This is a genomic window from Allosphingosinicella sp., from assembly GCF_046295735.1.
In the GTDB taxonomy this organism is placed as follows: Bacteria; Pseudomonadota; Alphaproteobacteria; order Sphingomonadales; family Sphingomonadaceae; genus Allosphingosinicella.
The window spans coordinates 1-3,385 of the sequence record NZ_JBKBMQ010000028.1 but is presented as its reverse complement, the minus strand read 5'-3'; the positions used below and the strand labels follow the sequence as shown (position 1 = coordinate 3,385).

General features: G+C 69.4%; 2 protein-coding genes. Both read right to left on the bottom strand.

Going from position 1 to position 3,385, the window contains the following annotated elements:
- On the bottom strand, positions 1–2,059 hold a 2,059-nt coding region (locus tag ACK4K7_RS16195; protein ID WP_431867554.1), incomplete at its 3' end, for a hypothetical protein.
- Between the two features lie 63 nt (positions 2,060–2,122).
- A complete protein-coding gene (locus ACK4K7_RS16190) occupies positions 2,123–3,148 on the bottom strand; it encodes a hypothetical protein (protein WP_431867553.1) in 1,026 nt (341 codons plus the stop codon).
- Positions 3,149–3,385 lie beyond the last annotated feature (237 nt).

The following is a 3,385-nucleotide window of genomic DNA, read 5'->3' as shown; positions in this document are numbered from 1 at the left end:
ACCCCTCCTCCGAGAGGTCCACGCCCGTCATCTCCGGGATCATGTCGTAGCCGAAGAAGAAGGAGGGCGTTCCGGTCGGCGTCGTATAGTAGGTCGAGACGAAAAGGTCCGCGCCGAGCTCCCGGCAGATCCGTTCGAGCAGCAGGCTATCCTCGCCGGTGCGCGCGTAGTCATGCGCCGCGATGCCGCGCATGTGCACGCCGGGGATCCGCGGCGCCGTGCCCCCGCGATCGAGGAGCACGAAGTGGTCGGCAAACCCGGCCTTCACCCATTCCTCGAGCATGGAGTGCCAGACGCGGCCGATGCCCGAGGCGAGATACTGCCAATAGATGCCGTCCACCACGATGCGCGGCCGGACAGGCACCGGCGGGCGTTCCGGCGCGGCATCGGGCGCACTGAAAGACCAAGCGCCGTCCGCGCCCTGGCGCGCGAGCGGGGCGACGCGCAGCACGGCGGCATCGTCGAAGACCGTCCCGTCGTTCACCCAGGCGAAGTGGTCGGCCAGCAGCCCAGGGCCGGGCCGGGCGAGCAGCCCACGCCAACGCGCCGTCGCGTTGGCATAGCCGTAGTAGCTCTCCTTGAAGGCGAGCTGCGCCTCCGTGACATAGGCGAAGTGCTGGAACACGCAGCCGAAGGCTTCGGTCTCGTCCTGAGTGAAGGGCGCGAGCGTCGCGATGTCCACCGGCTCGCCGCCATCGGGCGCGGGGCGGACCAGCGTCGGCGGCTCATGCGCGGCCCAGTGGTCGCCCGGCCGGAAGCGCCAGGTCCGCAGCCATTCCACCGCCGGGTTTTGCGCATAGTTGTTGCGCGTGGCAATGACCTTCTCCGGCCCGACGAAGTACCAGCACCAGTAGTAGGCGGCCCCGCGCGTCGGCTCGGCGATGAAGCGGCGGCGCATCTCGCTCACCTGCTCCACGGTCCAGAGCTCGTCGGCGTCCATCTGCCACAGCAGGCAGGTCTCGCGGATGTTGGGCAGCGGCGCGTTCACCATCTCCCGCTTGCCGTCCCAGAAGGCGCCGGGCGGCTTGCGGTAGAGCGTGACGCGGTCGGGGAAGCGGCGCGCAAGGTCGTCGAGATATCCGCTCGTGCCGTCCGTGCTGCGGCCCTCCCGGTGGATGGAATCGGTGACCTTGCCGCCGTTGGCGGTGCTCCAGGCGGTGTCGTGCTTCAGCGCGGCGACGCCCTCCACCACGTGCCAATGCCAGCGGAAGGGCAGCTTCGCCAGCATCGTCTCGTGATACCGGATGAAGGGCTCGCCATTGAGGACGATGGTGAAGAAGTGGACCGGCAGATCGTCGGCAACCGCGCGGCGGCGGAAGGCCGAATAGCCGTTGCGCAGGCTCTGGTCGTCGGCGATGAGCTCGTAGTTCGGGTCGAGCAGCAGCCGCTGGCGTGCCCGGAAGCATTTGTAGGTGTTGGTGTCATCGAGCAGGATCAGCCGCGCGCCGATCACCTTCTCGAGCTCGACCTCGCCGGTGAATTCCGACCCGTCGATCAGCACCAGGTCGAAATGCTCGATGCCGTGCTCGGCCTTGATGCGCTCGATCGCGCCGGCTTCGACGCCCGCGCCCTCGACATAGGCGATGTCCTGCTCGAGCCAGCGCAGCACCTCGTCAAGCGGGAACTTCCGTAGGCCCGATTTCTCGTTATGGTAGAAATTCTTGACGTCGTCCTCGCTCGGGAACTCCGAGGGTGCGACCGAGGACATGTTGTAGCAGTGCACGAAGGGCCGGTCGGCGTAGGTCTGGCGCAGCACCTCGAAGCGCGGCTTCGAGACCTCGATGCAGAACAGCTTCGGGCGGCCCGGGTTCCTCGCGAGCCCGGCCACGAAGGCCTCGGTGCTGCCGCCGCCCGCGGAGGAGCCGATCTCGAGGACATGGCGCAGATCCTCGGTCGCGGAGAGTTCCGTGATCAGCCGGTAGAAGGCGTCGTTCTTGATCTCGGGAGGAATGATGCGGTCGAGGTCCGAAACGGATTCGGATGGGCTCGTGCTCGTCAAGGGGGTCCGCTCCGCGCGCCGGGGGATAGGGTGGGCACGCGCCGAAAGCGCACCCGACAAACTGCAACCTGGGGTGGTGCGCTAGTTGACGCGGTGGGAAAGGTCAAGGTCCGCCGCTCGCCCTCACTCGTCCGCCGAAGGCTGCGGAAAGCGGAAGGTGCCGAGGAATAGGTCGGGCCGCGAAGGATCGCAGGGCGCATCGAGCGGCGTCGGGAAGAAGCCGGTCTCCGGCTCCAGTTCGGCGACGTCGCGGCGCAGGAGCGTCACCTCGAGGACGCAGGGGAATGGGATACCGCCGATCAGCGCCGCGCCACCCCAGTTGTTGGCGTGCACATGCACCACCGCATGGCTGCGCGTGAGGTGCGTCAGCGCGGCCTCGGCTTCCGCGAACCAGCGGTCCCCGCCGATCCGGTCGAACCAGTGCAACTCGATCAGGATCTGCCGGAACCGGTCGAGCGGCGCCGTGGCCTCTCCCGCCGCGAGGACCGGCCACTCGGTGGCCTCGACATCCATCTTGAGCACCAGGTCGCCGGCCTCCGGCAAGCCGGAGAGCGCGATCAGCGAGCGCAGCGTGCGGATGTTGTTCACATCCGCGGTGCCGATCCCGAGGGGCTGCCAGGCAAGCCCGGGGGCGGTATCCGGCGGCGCAGTGATGGTGTGGTCGAATTGCGCGACGGGGCAGCCATGGCCGAGCATCGCGCGGTCCCAGGCATCGTCATCGCCGATGCCGATCGAGATGGCCCCCGCGAGCCCGCCCCAGTCCTCGACCATGACATAGCCGCCATCCCGGGGCGGGCCGACCCTGACCTTGCGCGCACCGCGCGGACGGAACGGCGCGAGCAGCACCGCGAGCCGGAGGATGCGCGCGCGCTCGCGACTCGATAGGGCAACCTCGTCAAGCGGCTCGCCGGCGCCCGCGCCCGCCGGCCCGCCCGCCCCTCCCGGACGGCTCGCGATCGCCGCGAGTTTCCTGTCCAGCGCCGCGAATCGCCTCGCCTGTTCGCGCTCCAGATGATCGAGGCGGCTCGCCTGACACTCGTCCATCCGGTCCAGCCGCGCCGCCTGCGCGCGCATCGCCTCCAGCGCCTGCCGGCCGTTCAGCAGCAACTCGCCGAGGATCCCCTTGATCCGCGCCACCGGATTGTTCATCCCCCGATGGCCCTCCCCTTCGTTCTCGTCTCGGGGCGGCACGCTGGCGCGGCGCGGCGCGGCGCGCAAGCGGCTTCGCGGGGCCGGGCCGATTTCCCGGCGGTGCGGGACGCGTGCATCATGCGGCAGGTGCCCCCGCGACCGCGCCGAACATCAGGAGTGCCAGGACCAAGTGGACCCGAACCCGCTCCCAGCCGACCCGGGCAAGCCCCTCGTCAGCGTCGTCACCGTCTGCCG

Excerpts from the sequence above, each read along its gene's own strand:
- ACK4K7_RS16190 (WP_431867553.1), bottom strand. The coding sequence starts at position 3,148 with ATGAACAATCCGGTGGCGCGGATCAAGGGGATCCTCGGCGAGTTGCTG.